The organism is Stenotrophomonas sp. NPDC077421, from assembly GCF_049545505.1.
In the GTDB taxonomy this organism is placed as follows: Bacteria; Pseudomonadota; Gammaproteobacteria; order Xanthomonadales; family Xanthomonadaceae; genus Stenotrophomonas; species Stenotrophomonas nematodicola.
In genome coordinates this window covers 77,746-91,670 of record NZ_JBMWDP010000009.1, presented here as the reverse complement: position 1 = coordinate 91,670, position 13,925 = coordinate 77,746, and the positions used below count along the sequence as shown (strand labels likewise).

Annotated in this window: 17 protein-coding genes; 13 read left to right on the top strand and 4 right to left on the bottom strand. The window is 68.5% G+C overall.

Features of this window, described 5'->3' with window-relative positions; all coding sequences use genetic code 11:
• Positions 1–4: 4 nt before the first annotated feature.
• The 11 genes from hpf (at position 5) to ACPEH1_RS07015 (ending at position 8,702) form a co-directional block, all read left to right on the top strand.
• Positions 5–328, top strand: a complete 324-nt coding sequence (hpf, locus tag ACPEH1_RS07065; RefSeq protein WP_017354941.1) for a ribosome hibernation-promoting factor, HPF/YfiA family — start codon at positions 5–7, stop codon at positions 326–328.
• A 20-nt stretch (positions 329–348) separates the two neighbouring features.
• The gene (locus ACPEH1_RS07060) at positions 349–801 is read left to right on the top strand and encodes a PTS sugar transporter subunit IIA (RefSeq protein ID WP_017354942.1); all 453 of its coding nucleotides are present in this window, start codon (positions 349–351) and stop codon (positions 799–801) included.
• Positions 798–1,748, top strand: a complete 951-nt coding sequence (gene hprK / locus ACPEH1_RS07055) for an HPr(Ser) kinase/phosphatase (protein WP_017354943.1) — start codon at positions 798–800, stop codon at positions 1,746–1,748. The genes ACPEH1_RS07060 and hprK overlap by 4 nt, the downstream gene beginning before the upstream one ends.
• Complete coding sequence (rapZ, locus tag ACPEH1_RS07050) at positions 1,745–2,644, top strand: RNase adapter RapZ (RefSeq protein ID WP_165699767.1); 900 nt, start codon at positions 1,745–1,747, stop codon at positions 2,642–2,644. The genes hprK and rapZ overlap by 4 nt, the downstream gene beginning before the upstream one ends.
• Positions 2,645–2,778: 134 nt before the next feature.
• Positions 2,779–3,171 carry a PTS sugar transporter subunit IIA gene (locus tag ACPEH1_RS07045; RefSeq protein WP_017354945.1) on the top strand — a complete coding sequence of 131 codons (393 nt, stop codon included), beginning with the start codon at positions 2,779–2,781 and terminating at the stop codon, positions 3,169–3,171.
• Positions 3,164–3,433, top strand: a complete 270-nt coding sequence (locus ACPEH1_RS07040; protein WP_017354946.1) for an HPr family phosphocarrier protein — start codon at positions 3,164–3,166, stop codon at positions 3,431–3,433. The genes ACPEH1_RS07045 and ACPEH1_RS07040 overlap by 8 nt, the downstream gene beginning before the upstream one ends.
• 2 nt (positions 3,434–3,435) lie before the next feature.
• Positions 3,436–5,208: a phosphoenolpyruvate--protein phosphotransferase gene (ptsP, locus tag ACPEH1_RS07035; protein WP_423715510.1), complete on the top strand. Its 1,773-nt coding sequence runs from the start codon at positions 3,436–3,438 to the stop codon at positions 5,206–5,208.
• Between the two features lie 165 nt (positions 5,209–5,373).
• Positions 5,374–6,735, top strand: a complete 1,362-nt coding sequence (gene mgtE / locus ACPEH1_RS07030) for a magnesium transporter (RefSeq protein ID WP_423715509.1) — start codon at positions 5,374–5,376, stop codon at positions 6,733–6,735.
• Positions 6,736–6,748: 13 nt separating this feature from the next.
• The gene (locus ACPEH1_RS07025; protein ID WP_017354949.1) at positions 6,749–7,015 is read left to right on the top strand and encodes a hypothetical protein; all 267 of its coding nucleotides are present in this window, start codon (positions 6,749–6,751) and stop codon (positions 7,013–7,015) included.
• 67 nt (positions 7,016–7,082) lie between these two features.
• Complete coding sequence (locus ACPEH1_RS07020; protein ID WP_423715508.1) at positions 7,083–7,886, top strand: prolyl oligopeptidase family serine peptidase; 804 nt, start codon at positions 7,083–7,085, stop codon at positions 7,884–7,886.
• 57 nt (positions 7,887–7,943) lie between these two features.
• Positions 7,944–8,702 (top strand): tetratricopeptide repeat protein, encoded by a 759-nt coding sequence (locus ACPEH1_RS07015; RefSeq protein WP_423715507.1) that lies wholly within the window; start codon positions 7,944–7,946, stop codon positions 8,700–8,702.
• A 114-nt stretch (positions 8,703–8,816) separates the two neighbouring features.
• Here ACPEH1_RS07015 and ACPEH1_RS07010 read toward each other — a convergent pair whose 3' ends face one another.
• From ACPEH1_RS07010 to ACPEH1_RS07000, 3 genes are read right to left on the bottom strand one after another with little or no spacing between them, the layout of a single operon-like run.
• Complete coding sequence (locus ACPEH1_RS07010) at positions 8,817–9,767, bottom strand: aspartate carbamoyltransferase catalytic subunit (RefSeq protein ID WP_017354952.1); 951 nt, start codon at positions 9,765–9,767, stop codon at positions 8,817–8,819.
• 16 nt (positions 9,768–9,783) lie between these two features.
• Entirely contained in the window at positions 9,784–10,266 is a 483-nt protein-coding gene (gene ruvX, locus ACPEH1_RS07005; RefSeq protein WP_017354953.1) for a Holliday junction resolvase RuvX, read from the bottom strand.
• Complete coding sequence (locus ACPEH1_RS07000; protein WP_017354954.1) at positions 10,259–10,825, bottom strand: YqgE/AlgH family protein; 567 nt, start codon at positions 10,823–10,825, stop codon at positions 10,259–10,261. Before ACPEH1_RS07000 ends, ruvX begins: the two co-directional genes overlap by 8 nt.
• Before the next feature lie 79 nt (positions 10,826–10,904).
• On the opposite strand from ACPEH1_RS07000, the gene ACPEH1_RS06995 reads away from it, so the two are divergent.
• Positions 10,905–12,698 carry a DUF4153 domain-containing protein gene (locus tag ACPEH1_RS06995; protein ID WP_423715506.1) on the top strand — a complete coding sequence of 598 codons (1,794 nt, stop codon included), beginning with the start codon at positions 10,905–10,907 and terminating at the stop codon, positions 12,696–12,698.
• The gene (locus ACPEH1_RS06990; protein ID WP_017354956.1) at positions 12,695–13,228 is read left to right on the top strand and encodes a DNA-3-methyladenine glycosylase I; all 534 of its coding nucleotides are present in this window, start codon (positions 12,695–12,697) and stop codon (positions 13,226–13,228) included. Before ACPEH1_RS06995 ends, ACPEH1_RS06990 begins: the two co-directional genes overlap by 4 nt.
• Here the strand turns inward: ACPEH1_RS06990 and ACPEH1_RS06985 are convergent.
• Entirely contained in the window at positions 13,213–13,923 is a 711-nt protein-coding gene (locus tag ACPEH1_RS06985) for a YitT family protein (RefSeq protein WP_017354957.1), read from the bottom strand. The two genes, ACPEH1_RS06990 and ACPEH1_RS06985, sit on opposite strands and share 16 nt — an antisense overlap.
• Positions 13,924–13,925: the final 2 nt, after the last annotated feature.

The following is a 13,925-nucleotide window of genomic DNA, read 5'->3' as shown; positions in this document are numbered from 1 at the left end:
CCCGATGCGCATCGAAACGTATGGCCAGCAGCTTGAACTCACCCCCGCTCTGAACGAGTACGTGGAAACCAAGCTGAAGCGGCTGGGGAAGCATTTCGACCAGCACTGCGAGATTCGCGTGCAGCTGTCGATCCGCAAGCCGGACCACCATGCAGATGCCAGTGTGAACGTCCCCGGGCAGACCCTGCACGCCGACGCCAGCGGCCCGACCATGTACGCCGCCATCGATATCCTGGCCGACAAGCTCGACCGCCTCGTGATCAAGCACAAGGAGAAAAAGCAGCAGCACGCGCCGCTGCCGCTGCCGGTGGGCGACAATGAGGGCTGACGCCCTCGTTCTTCCCTGACATGCCTTTGACTGACCTCCTGGCGGCCGTGCGCACGCAAGTGTTGCCGGCCGCCGACCGCGACAGTGTCCTCAAAGCGGCCGCCCGCCTGCTGGCCTGCCGCGAAGCCAATGCCGAGCTGATCTACCAGAACCTGTGCCAGCGCGAAGCGCTGGGCAGCACCGGGATCGGGCACGGCATCGCCATCCCGCACGGCCGCGCGCCGCTGCTCGAGCGCCCCCGCGGTGCCCTGCTGCGCCTGGAGTCACCGGTGGAGTTCGGCAGCGACGAACCGGTGGACCTGGTGTTCGCCATCGCCGTCCCCGCGCACTACACCCATCAACATCTGATGCTGCTGTCCGAGCTGGCCGAACTGTTCTCCGAACCGGCCATCCGCCAGGCACTGCGCGAGGCGCGCGACGGCGACGCCCTGCGCCAGGTCATCGAATTCCCTCCGCCGGCGAGTGCCGCATGAATACGAGCATCACCGCACGCGAATTGTTCGAACAGCAGCGCGATCGCCTCAGCCTGCGCTGGGTGGCCGGGCAGAAGGGCGAGCGCCGCGAGCTCGAGGCCGGCAATACCGTGTCGCGCCGGCCCTCGCTGGCCGGCTACCTCAACGCGATCTACCCCAACAAAGTGCAGATCCTCGGCACCGAGGAACTGTCCTGGCTGGATTCGCTGGACTCGCGCCAGCGCTGGGAGACCATCGAGCGGATCATGCAGTCGCATCCGCTGGCGCTGGTGATCACCCGCAACCAGTCCTGCCCGGAAGACCTGCGCGCGGCCGCCGACGAGTCGCAGACCCCGCTGTGGGTCTCGCCCAAGCGCGGCCACGAGCTGCTCAACCATCTGTCCTACCATCTGGCGCGCACGCTGGCGCCGCGGGTGATCCTGCATGGCGTATTCATGGAGATCTACTCCATCGGCGTGCTGATCACCGGCGAGGCCGGGTCGGGCAAGAGCGAGCTGGCCCTGGAGCTGCTCAGCCGCGGCCATCGGCTGGTGGCCGATGACGCCCCCGAGTTCACCCAGATCGCCCCGGACGTGCTCGACGGCACCTGCCCGGAGCTGCTGCAGGATCTGCTGGAAGTGCGCGGACTGGGCGTGCTGAACGTGCGGGAGATGTTCGGTGACACCGCGGTAAAGAAGAACAAGTACCTTCGGCTGATCGTCCACCTGACCAAGCCGATGACCGAGCCGACACCCCACGGGTACGAACGCCTCACCGGCGATTCGGGCACCCGCCACGTGCTGGACCTGGACGTGCCGCTGATCACCCTGCCGGTGATGCCCGGCCGCAACCTGGCCGTGCTGACCGAAGCGGCCACCCGGCTGCACATTCTACGTACCAAGGGTATCGACCCCGCCGCGATGTTCATCGCCCGCCACAGCAACATGTTGGAACGCCGCACCCCATGAGCCTGCCCACTGCCCCCGCCACTGCCCCGCCCCCGGCCACGCTGATAATCGTCAGCGGGCTGTCCGGCTCGGGCAAGACGGTCGCACTGAAGACCTTCGAAGACCTCGACTACTACTGCTCGGACAACCTGCCGATCAACCTGCTGCCGGACTTCGTGCGCAGCCTGCTCGGCGACAGCGGCACCGAGGGCCCGCGCCGGCTGGCGGTGGGCATCGACGTGCGCGCGCAGAGCGACCTGACCCAGCTTTCGCACTGGCGCGAGGATGCCAAGGCCGCCGGGCTCGACGCCCAGCTGCTGTTCTTCGATGCCACCGATGAAACCCTGCTCAAGCGCTACGCCGACACCCGGCGCCGCCACCCGCTGAGCCAGCTTGGCCTGTCGCTGCCCGAGGCGATCGCCCGCGAGCGCGAACTGACCGCCCCGCTGCGCCGCGCCGCCGATGCCGTGATCGACACCACCGACCTCAACGTGCACCAGCTGCGCCGCAAGGTGGTGACAGGGTTCGCGCTCAACCACGGCAGCAAGCTGTCCCTGCTGTTCGAGTCGTTCGCCTACAAGCGCGGCGTGCCGGCCGAGGCCGACTTCGTGTTCGACGTCCGCGTGCTGCCCAATCCGCACTGGAACACGGAACTGCGCCCGCTGTCGGGCCGCGACCGGGGGGTGCGCGAGTACCTGGACGAGCAGCCGGACGTAAAGCGCTATGCCGCCCAGCTGGTGGATTTCCTCGACACCTGGCTGCCGCGCCTGGGCAACGACACCCGCAGCTACGTGACTGTCGCCTTCGGCTGCACCGGCGGCAAGCACCGTTCGGTGTACCTGGCCGAGCGGATGGCCCGGCATGCGCGGGACCAGGGCTGGCCGGACGTGGCCACGTTCCATCGCGAACTGGATTGATCCGTCGAGCCGGCCGCTGGCCGGCTCTCCGGGACACCCGGCGCAGGCGCCACACCGACTCATCATGAATACGGGATACAGCGCCCCTGTTTTGCGGCTATCGCCAATTCACGTTGACCTGTTAACGTTTGGCAATGACCTGTGGCATTCTCCTCGTAACCCACCCCGGTGTTGGCACTTCCCTGTTGGACGTGGCAACCCGGTTGCTGCGGCACCTGCCGCTGAAGACCGACGCTTTCGAAGTACCGTTCGACGCAGACCTGGACGCCCTGCTCCCACTCGCCTCGGCCGCCTTGCGCCGGGTGGACAGTGGACAGGGCGTGCTGATCCTGACCGACCTGTACGGCGCCAGCCCCAGCAATCTGGCCGGGCAGCTGGCTCGTCTGGGCACCCCGGCGCGCCGGGTTTCGGCGCTTAGCCTGCCGATGTTGTTGCGGGTGATGAATTATCCGGAACAGGGACTGGATCAACTACCTGCCACTGCTGCGGCAGGCACTCGCAATGGAGCGATTGTCGACGATGCTTGAACGAGAACTCACTGTATCCAACCGTCTGGGCCTGCATGCCCGCGCCACTGCCAAGCTGGTGCAGGAGCTGGCGCCCTTCCGCTGCAACGTGACCATGGCCGCCAAGGGCCGTGAGATCAACGCCAAGAGCATCATGGGCGTCATGCTGCTGGCCGCCGGCCAAGGCACCCCGGTGACCGTGCGCATCGACGGCGAGGACGAAGCTGCCGCGATGGATGCGGTGGTGTCGCTGTTCGAACGGCGTTTCGACGAGGACAGCTGAGCATGCCGGGGCAACCGTCGCGACCGGCCGCCAGCACCACGTCACGGACCGCGTCCGGGGCGGTGCTGCTGGGCGGCCACGGTGCCTCGCGCGGCAACGCGCTCGGGCGTGCGCGGGTCCGCCTGCCGCACGTGCTGGAGGTGGCCGAGCAGCGCATTCCCGCCGCCAAGGTGGATGCCGAGCTCAAGCGGCTGCATAGCGCGGTGGACGCCGCCCGCGGCGAAATGCACGACCTGCGCCAACGGCTGCACGGCGCGCTGAACCAGGAGGCCGGCGAGTTCCTTGACCTGCACGCGCTGCTGCTGGACGACCCGGAGCTGCTGTTCGGGCTGGATGAACTGATCCGCAGCGGTCCGTACAGCGCCGGCTATGCCCTGCGCGTGCAGCGTGACCGGCTGGCCAAGGTCTTCGACGGCATGGACGATGCCTACCTGAAGAGCCGCATGGACGATCTGGACCATGTGATCGGCCGCATCCACGCCTTCCTGCAGAAGCGCCCGCCCGACGTCAAAGGCATGGCCGGGGAGATTCTGGTCTGCGACAACATCGCCCCGTCCGAGCTCGCACAATTGCAGGCGCACGGCGTGGTCGGCATCGTCACCGCCGGCGGCAGCGCGCTGTCGCACAGCGCGATCCTGGCGCGCAGCCTGCACCTGCCGCTGATCGTCAACGTGCCCAACGTGCTGCAGAAGGTGGCCGACGGCGACGTGCTGATCATGGACGGCAGCGACGGCACCGTCACCATCAACCCGCACGCACCGGACCTGCGCGACTACCGCGGGCGGCTGCGCGAACATGCGCGCGAGCAGCGCGAACTGGGCCGGCTGCGCACCAAGCCCAGCCGCACCCGCGACAACGTCGACATCGTCCTGCTCGCCAATGCCGAATCCAGTGAGGATGTCACCCAGGCGCACGCCCTCGGCGCGCAGGGCCTGGGTCTGTACCGCACCGAATTCCTGTTCCTGCAGCGCAACGAGCTGCCGGACGAGCAGGAGCAGTTCGAAACCTACCGCGACGCCGCGCTTGGCATGAGCGGCCGGCCCGTCACCATCCGCACCCTGGACCTGGGCGCGGACAAGGCCGACCGCACCGGGCTGACCCTGAGCAACGAAGAGAATCCGGCATTGGGCCTGCGCGGAGTGCGCCTGTCGCTGGCCCGGCCCAAAGTGGCCGATACCCAGCTGCGCGCGATCCTGCGCGCCTCGGCCTACGGCAAGCTGCGCATCCTGATCCCGATGGTGAGCACCCGCGAGGAAGTGCTGGCGGTGCGCCGGCGCTTGAACAAGCAGGCCGACCTGCTGCGCGCCGAGGGCCACGAGGTGGCCGAACACATCCCGTTCGGCGCCATGATCGAGGTGCCTGCCGCCGCCATCGCGCTGGAGAGTTTCATCGACCTGGTCGACTTCCTGTCGATCGGCACCAACGACCTGGTGCAGTACCTGCTCGCAGCCGACCGCAACAACGAAGCGGTCGGTGAGCTGTACTCGCCGCTGCATCCTGCGGTGATCCGCCTGCTCTCGCACATCCTGCGCACCGGCCAGGCCTACGACATCCCGGTGGCGGTCTGCGGCGAGATCGCCGGCGATCCGCGCATGACCCCCCTGCTGCTGGCGCTGGGGCTCACCGAGTTCAGCCTGCACCCGGGCACCCTGCTGGAAGTCCGCCGCGCCATCCGTGACAGCGACCTGTCGATGCTGCAGGCAATGGCGCCCAAGCTGCTGCAGGCGCGGGACCGCCGTGGCATCGAACGCTGGATCGAGAAGGCAGGCGGATGAATCTGCGTGGTTGCCGGCCAGCAGCCGGCGCCATCGCGCCGCGTGCGGCCCACCCCGCGCACCTACCCGATTGACACACAAGCGCGCGATAATGACGCGCTGACCACCGCCGATGCCGCATCCTCTCCGGGATAGCGGCCTTTTCTTTTTCCGCAGGAGCTGCGCATGGCCGAAGCCGTACGCCACGACAAGACGGCACGCCAGCTGCGGCTGTTGTCCGATGCACTGGACAGCGGGCGCCTGGGTCCGGTACGCCGGCTGGTCAATACGCTGGCACCGGCCGAGATCGGCAACCTGCTCGAATCGCTGCCGCCGGGCAAGCGCGAGGTGGTGTGGGGACTGGTCGACCCGGAAGACGACGGTGAGGTGCTGGTCCACGTCGGTGAGGAAGTGCGCGAGAGCCTGCTCGCGGACATGGACCCCGACGAAATCATCGCTGCGGTCGAAGATCTCGACATCGACGATCTGGCCGACCTGGTCGAAGACCTGCCGGACACGGTCATCGATGAAGTGCTCAAGTCGATGGACCGCGAGAACCGCGAGCGGCTCGAGCAGGTGCTGTCGTATCCCGAGGACAGTGCCGGCCGCCTGATGAACCCGGACGTGGTGACCGTGCGCGCCGACGTCAACGTCGACGTGGTGCTGCGCTACCTGCGCCTGCGCGGCGAGCTCCCGGACCATACCGATCACCTGTTCGTGGTCAGCCGCCGTCACCAGTACCTGGGCCGGCTGTCGCTGGCATCGCTGGTCACCCATGAGGACAACACCCCGATCAACCGGCTGATCGACGACGAGCAGCCGGCCATCGACGTCGGTGAGAGTGCCGACGAAGTGGCCCGCCAGTTCTCCGACCATGACTGGGTGTCGGCGCCCGTGGTGGATGACAACAACATCCTGCTCGGCCGCATCACCATCGATGACGTGGTCGACATCATCCGGTCGCAGGCCGAGCACCAGGCGCTGGGCGCCGCCGGTCTGGACGAAGAGGAAGACCTGTTCTCGCCGATCAGGCGCGCCGTGCGCGGCCGCGTGGTCTGGCTGGGCATCAACCTGTGCACCGCCTTCCTCGCCGCCAGCGTGATCGGTCAGTTCGAGATGACCCTGCAGAAAGTGGTGGCCCTGGCGGTGCTGATGCCGATCGTGGCCGGCGTCGGCGGCAACGCCGCCGTGCAGGTGCTGACCCTGATGGTGCGCGGCATCGCGCTGGGCCAGGTGGGCCAGAGCAATGCGCGCATCCTGCTGTGGAAGGAATCGCGGGTGGCGCTGATCAACGGCACCCTGATCGGCACCGTGGTCGGCATCATCGCCTTCCTGTGGTTCCACAGTTTCCTGCTCTCGCTGGTCATCACGCTCGCGCTGATCATCAATTTCTGCGCCGCCGCGCTGGCCGGCGTGCTGCTGCCGCTGCTGCTCAAGCGCATGAACGTCGATCCGGCCGTGGCCGGCACCGTGGTGGTCACCGCAGTGACCGACGTCATGGGCTTCTTCAGTTTCCTCGGCCTGGCCACCCTGATCCTGCTGCACTGACCCGGACACCCCTATGGCGCTCACTCTCGACAACTACTTCCAGCCCGGCTGGCGCGAGCAGACCCATGCCTGCCCCGCCTGTGAATGGCACGGCAGCGCGCGCCAGATGACACTGGAACTGCACGAGGACGAGGCCGAGTTCGACTGCCCCCAGTGCGAGAACCCCCTGCTGCTGGTGGTCCACCCCAGTCTGGCGCAGGTGCAGGCCGCCGCCGCCGACGGCCACCCCGAAGCGATCGAGCAGTTGCAGATCCTGGCGGCCGCACCGCAGCGGGACTGACGCACTGCACGATGCCACGGCACGCCGCGCCGCCTAGACTGAAATCGATTTCAATCAGGGCACGACAATGGCGCGACGCTGGGGTGGATGGCTGCTGTGGGCGGTGGCGATGATGATGGTGACCGGATGCGCGTCCACCCCGGACGACGCGACCGGCACCTTCGTCGGCCGCGCGGTCAAGGTCGATGGCCGAACCTCGTACTACCAGGTCTTCGTGCCACGCGGCGCGGCGGCCTCGCGCGGTGCGCTGCCGGTAGTGCTGTTCCTGCATGGCTCGGGCGAACGCGGTCGTGATGGCCGCCGCCAGACGCTGGCCGGGCTTGGGCCGTACCTCCGCCAGAACGCGGACAGCTTTCCGGGTCTGGTCGTGTTGCCGCAGGTGCCGCAGAACCAGCACTGGTCCGACGACAACAACCGCATCGCCCTGGCCGCCCTCGATGCGACCATCGCCGAGTTCGGGGCCGATCCCCGCCGGCAATACCTGACCGGCATGTCGATGGGGGGCTACGGCAGTTGGAACATCGCTCTGGACGTCCCCACCCGCTTCGCCGCGATCGTCCCGGTGTGCGGCGCGGTAGCGGCCCCGCGCGCGGTACGCCCCACCCTGCGCGTAGAGGACGTCGCGCACGAAAGCGACCCGTATGCCACCATCGCCCAGCGCCTGAAGCAGACCCCGATCTGGATCTTCCACGGCGCGCTGGACGACGTGGTGCTGCCCGACGACGACCGCCGGCTCTACGCCGCCTTCCAGCAGGCCGGTGCCCGCGACGTGCGCTATACCGAGTACCCGCAGGGCAACCACAACGCCTGGGATGCGACCTATGCCGATCCGGCGATGTGGTCGTGGCTCTGGGCGCAGACGCAGCACTGACATCCGGCCCGAAGACGCGGTATCGTCGCCGCCACACTGGTTGCATGGAAGCTGACGATGCGTGTGCGCCCGCAGGTACTGTTGATTGCCCTTGCCGTTCCGCCCCTGGGGCTGGCCCAGGAACCGCCGTCCTCCAGCTACAGCGTCACCACCGCGCTGCCCGCCGCGCAGGGCGAACCCGCGCTGGGCACGCAGTACCGCACTGCCGTGCAGGACGCAGTGGACCTCAGTCTGGCCGGCAACCCCGCCGCCGCCGCACCGGTACTCACCGACGCCGTGCGCTACTGCGATGCGCAGCAGGCGGTACCCGGGCGCCGTGCACTGAGTTTCCAGACCCACCGCCAGTACGCGATGTACATGGAAGGCCCGGGGCGTGGCACGCCGACCGAATGGCTGGACCTGGCCTGTGCCAAGGCCTACAACCACCTGGGCTACATCGCTCTGGAGCACGACGACGTGGACGCCGCGCTGCGGTGGCTGGACAAGGCCATCGCGGTGGCGCCCTACGATGCCGAAGCGCTGTGCGAACGCGGCGCGGCCCTGGTCCGGCGCAAGGATTGGCAGGGCGCGATGGACGCCTACACCCGCGCCCTCGAGCTGGCCCGCAGCCAACCCGAGAACCGCCGCATGGAAGCCCTCGCCCTGCGTGGCGTCGGCTTCGCCCACATCGAACTGGGCGATCTCCCAAGCGCGCGCGCCGCCTACCTCGCCTCGCAGAAAATCGACCCCGACAGCAAGACCGCCAGGAACGAACTGATCTACATCGACCAGCTGGAGCAGGCCGCCGGCCGGCGCCCATCCACTCCACCCAACTGAACCCACCTCAGGCCGCCCGCCATCCGGCCACGGGGCCCGCGACGTCCGGGCGTGGCCGGCCGCTGGCCGGCGCTTGATGCGGTCCACAGGCACCGGAGTGCCGGCGAGCGGTCCTTACCCCAGCAGCGTTTCCAGCACCGCCATGCGCACGGCGACGCCGTTGGCGACCTGGCGCAGCACCCACGACTGCGGGCCGTCGGCCACTTCGTCGGTGACTTCCACGCCGCGGTTGATCGGGCCGGGGTGCAGCACGGCGGCCTCCTGGCCGGCACGCTTCAGGCGCGCGGCATCCAGGCCGTACTGCGCGTGATACTGCTCGAGCGACGGCACCAGGCCTTCTTCCATGCGCTCGCGCTGCAGGCGCAGCATCATCAGCGCATCGGCGCCTTCCAGCATGGCGTCGAAATCCTGGCCGACGATGCAGCCTTTCAGGGTGTCGTCGTCCGGCAGCAGCGACTGCGGGCCGCACACGCGGATCTCGCCCACGCCCAGCGTGCGCAGCGCATGCAGATCGGTACGGGCCACGCGCGAGTGCTTCACGTCGCCGACGATGATCACCTTCATTTTCGAGAAATCGCTGCCCTTGGCCTGGCGCAGGGTCAACATGTCGAGCAGGCCCTGGGTCGGGTGCGCGCTGCGGCCGTCACCGGCATTGACCAGGGCCGTGCCCTCGCCTGCGGCCGCGGCCAGCGCAGCCACGGCGCCGTCATCGGGATGGCGTACGACAAAGCCGCGCACGCCCATCGCTTCCAGGTTCTTCAGCGTATCGCATGCGGTTTCGCCCTTGCGCGTGGACGAGGTCGACGCGTCGAAGTTCAGCACATCCGCGCCCAGTCGCTGTGCAGCCAGCTGGAACGAACTGCGCGTGCGCGTGGACGGTTCGAAGAACAGGGTGCACACCGCCGAGCCCCCCAGCACGTGACGCTTGTTGCCGACCCGGCCGACCGCGGCGTCGCGGATCTGGCCGGCCCGGTCGAGCAGCTGCAGCAGGGTCTGGCGGGGAAGCCCTTCCAGGGTCAGCAGGTGGCGCAGGCGTCCATCGGAATCGAGTTGCGAGGCGGTCATGGGCTAGGTCTGGGGGTCAGGAAACGGGGGTGGCGTCGTCGGGCGAAGACAGCCAGCGTTCGATGATCACCGCTGCGGCCACCGCATCCAGGGTGGCGGCATCACGGCGACGCTTGCGGCCTTCGGCGCGCTCGACCGCAAACCGGCGTGCCGCCTCGACCGAGCTGGAGCGCTCGTCGATCAGCACCACCGGCAATTTGAAACGTTCGCGCAGCTGCCGCGCGAAACCCTGCGCGCGCTTGCGGTTGGGCTGGTCCTGGCCGTCCAGGGTCAGCGGATCGCCAACCACCAGCCCGTCCGGGCGCCATTCCTTGAGCAGGCGTTCGACCGCTGCCCAGTCCGGCCCATTGCCATGCACATCCACAACCGCGATGGCCCGGGCATGCGTGCCGAACGAACTGCCGATGGCCACACCGATCCGGCGCGAGCCCACGTCGAAACCGAGCACGGTGCCGTCTCGGCGGATGGTGCCGGGCGCGGTGGCGGTCGGCTCAGACATGGCCGCTGTAGTCGGTGAGGCGGAACAGATCCACGCCGATGCGCGAGGCCGCGCCCTGCCAGCGCTGCTCCAGCGGCGTGGTGAACAGCAGCTCCTCGTCGGCCGGCACGGTGAGCCAGCTGTTGTCGGCCAGTTCGCTTTCAAGCTGGCCTTCGCTCCATCCCGCGCAGCCCAGCGTGACCAGCGCGTTGCGCGGGCCTTCGCCGCGGGCCATCGCTTCGAGGATGTCGCGCGAGGTGGTCAGGTACACACCCTGGCCCACGTTGAGGCTGGAATCCCACGGTCGCGCATCGTCATGGATCACAAAGCCGCGTTCGGGATGCACCGGTCCGCCGTTGAGCACGATCTGCCCACGCAGCGCGCCGTCATCGGTCGGGATCTCCATCTGCGCCAGCACGTCGCCGAGGGTGTACTCGGAAGGCTGGTTGACCAGTACTCCCATCGCACCGTTGTCGTCGTGCTGGCAGATCAGCGCAACGCCGCGCGCGAACGGGGGATCGCTCAGCGACGGCAGCGCGACCAGGAAATGATGGGCGAGAGAGGTGGAAAGCTCGGACATGGGGCCATTCTACCCGCTGGCCTGCGCACCGGCGTGAGCCCTCCGCTACGATGCACGCACTCACGCAAGGAGAGCCTCCATGAACGACAGCCCGCCGCTGCCGCTGAACACCCGCAGCGCGATCGTGCTGATTGCCTTGTTGCAGGGACTGCTGCTGTACATCGCCACCCAGGCAGATACCACCTGGCCGTTCGACAGCATCACCGGCCAATTGTGCTGGAACGCGGCCGTCCTGCTGATACCGGGCGCGATCGTACTGGCGGCAACACGGCTCAACGACCGCCGTCTCTGGGCGCACGCCGCCGTCGGCCTGCTGGGTGTGCTGGCGCTGTCCGGCTGGATCGGCTGGAATCTGCAGGGCGCGCCCGGCCTGGCCGAAGGCCCGCTGGTGACGCCATTTGCCTTGAGCATGGCGGTGGGCTTCTTCGTGCTGCTGCCGTGGTGGCAGTACCGGCTCGCCAGCGGCCATTGGCGCGCCACCTACACCGCGTTGTTTGAACACGCCTGGCAGAACGCCCTGACGCTGGCCCTGGCGGTGGCGTTCACCGGACTGACCTGGCTGCTGCTGTCGTTGTGGGCACTGCTGTTCATGCTGGTGGATATCCGCTTCTTCCGCGACCTGTTCCAGCAGGGCGCCTTCATCGCATTGGCCACCGGCACGCTGATGGGCTTTGGCATCCTGATCGGACGCACCCAGCAGCGCGCGGTGCAGGTCACCCGGCAGGTGCTGTTCGCGGTGTGCAAGGGGCTGCTGCCACTGCTGGCGTTCATCGCGGTGCTGTTCGTGTGCAGCCTGCCGTTCACCGGGTTGGAACCGCTGTGGAAGACCCGCTCGGCTGCCGCCCTGCTGCTCTCCATCGTGGCGCTGCTGGTGGTGTTCACCAATGCGGTTTACCAGCAGGACAGCGACGTGACGCCGTATCCGGCGTGGTTGCGGCGGCTGGTGGATGCCAGCCTGCTGGCGTTGCCGGTCTACGCCGGATTGGCCCTCTACGCAGTGGCCCTGCGCGTGGAGCAGCATGGCTGGACGCTGCCGCGGGTGTGGGTGGCGCTGATCGCGCTGCTGCTGGCCGGGTACGCGCTCGGCTACGCGTGGGCCGCGCTGCGCCGGTTCCCGCGCTGGTTGCAGGGCATCGAGACGATCAACCGATGGGTCTGCTGGGCCGTGCTGGCCGCTGCGGTGCTGCCGCATACGCCCCTGCTGGACCCGGTGCGGCTGAGCGTGCACAGCCAGGTCGCCCGCCTGCAGGCGCAGGCGCCGCAGATCGAGGAAGATGATGCACGCGTACTGCGTTTCGAGCTCGGCCGGCGCGGCTACCAGGCCCTGCAGGCGCTGCGTGACGCCCCGGGCTTCAAGGACGCTCCCGCCGCCGTGGCGGTGATCGATGCCGCGCTGGCGCGCCAGTCGCGCTGGCATGGCGACCGTGCGACGTCGTCGTCGTCGGTGGCGGCGGTCACCGAGCGCGCGGTGCTGCAGCGCCAGCTCGTGCCTGCCGCCAACAGCCCGGCACCGGATACCGCCTGGTGGGACGCGCTGCTCGCCGGCAAGGTGTCCGCCAACGACTGCCTGCGGCCCGGCCATCCGTGCGTCGCCCTGCGCCGCGATCTGGATGGCGACGGCCGCGACGAGATGCTGTTGTGCGATGTGAGCGGCACGGTGGGATCGTCCTGCCAGCTGCATGTCCTGGAAGGCGCACAGTGGCGTGACGGCGGTACCCTCACCTTCTGGGCCGGCAGCACCGGCCGCATCCAGACCGCAGTGCGCCAGGGCAGCATCACGCTGCATCGCCCGCGCTGGCCGCAGGTATCACTGGATGGCGGCGAGCCGCAGGACATCCAGACCCCTCCCCCTTCGTCCGAGGACACCCCGTGAGCGGCTACTGCCTGATCGCCCCTGGCCATCCCGTGCATGGCCACTACCACGACCACGAGTACGGCTTCCCGCAACGCGACGAACGCGAGCTGTTCGAACGGCTGATCCTGGAGATCAACCAGGCTGGGCTGAGCTGGGAGACCATCCTGAAGAAACGCGAGGGCTTCCGTGCCGCCTACGACGGTTTCGATGTGGACACCGTGGCCGCCTATGGCGAGCGCGACATCGAACGCCTGCTGGGCGACGCCGGCATCATCCGCAACCGGCTCAAGGTGCATGCCGCCGTCCACAACGCGCAGGTCATCCAGCAGCTGCGGGCCAGCCACGGCAGTTTCGCCGCCTGGCTGGACGCGCACCATCCGCAGGACAAGGCGGCCTGGGTGAAGCTGTTCAAGAAGACCTTCCGCTTCACCGGGGGTGAGATCACCGGCGAGTTCCTGATGAGCCTGGGCTACCTGCCAGGCGCGCACAGCCCGGACTGCCCGGTGTTCGCGCGGCTGGCAGCCGCCTCGGGTCACACGCCCATGTAACGGCCGGGGCGGTGGTTGAACATCAGCACCAGGCTGAGCACCACCGCGCCGATCGCCGAGTACATCACCTTCGACGGGGACAGCACGAAGAAGGCCACGCACATCAGCAGCGTGTCGAAGGACATCTGCACCTTGCCCGCGCTCCAGCCACGGGTGCGCTGCAGGTACACCGCCAGGATGCCGATGCCGCCGAGGCTGGCACGGTGGCGGATGTAGAACAGGATGCCCAGGCCAGCCAGCGCGCCACCGACGATGGCCGAGTACAGCGAGCTGATGTGGGCGAAATCGGCCCAGCGCGGCAGCAGGTCGGTCAGCACGCCACAGGCGGTCACCGCCGCGAAGGTCTTGAGCGTGAACTCCCAGCCCATGCGTCGCACCGCCACCCAGTAGAACGGCAGGTTGACCAGCACGAACACCAGGCCGAAGTTCCAGCCGAAGGCGTAATGGGCCAGGAACGCCAACCCGGCCATGCCCCCGATCATCAGGCCGCCCTTGGCGAAGATGGCCAGGCCCAGCGAGGCCACCAGCGTGGCCAGCAGCATGCCCTGCACGTCCTCGGCAACGGAATGGCGCAGCGCCTTCTCGTCGGCGACGGTGCCGGCACTGTCCGGCGGCGGGGTCAGCGGGCCGGCGGTGACCAGGTGGCCGTCAGCGTCGCCGCACGGCTCGGGGCTGTGGGAATCAAGGGAAGTCACGT